Here is a 244-nt window from a genome sequence, read left to right as displayed (position 1 = left end):
CGTCGACGAAGGCGGAGCGGTGGTGGACGCGCCGCTGCCGTTCGTGCCGGGGCGGGCGGCGATGATCGGCGTCGGGGAGAAGGGCGTGATGACCGTGCGGCTGTCGGCCCGGGGCGATGGCGGCCACGCCTCGGCGCCTCCCTCGCTGACGGCCGTTCGGCGCATTGCCCGCGCCGTCGTCCGACTCGGACCTTCCAGGTTCCGGCCGCACGCGTCGTCGGCGATCCGGCGGATGCTGACGCAG

General features: G+C 75.4%; 1 protein-coding gene. It reads left to right on the top strand.

All coding sequences use genetic code 11. The features are described 5' to 3' along the window. Nucleotides 1-22: 22 nt before the first annotated feature. Nucleotides 23-244: hypothetical protein (locus SB658_RS26725; RefSeq protein WP_410603516.1), on the top strand; the 222-nt coding region annotated here is incomplete at its 3' end.

Origin of the sequence: Bacillus sp. SIMBA_008, assembly GCF_046535495.1 — a bacterium.
GTDB classification, from domain to species: Bacteria; Bacillota; Bacilli; order Bacillales; family Bacillaceae; genus Bacillus; species Bacillus subtilis.
This window is presented reverse-complemented; position numbering and strand designations above follow the sequence as displayed.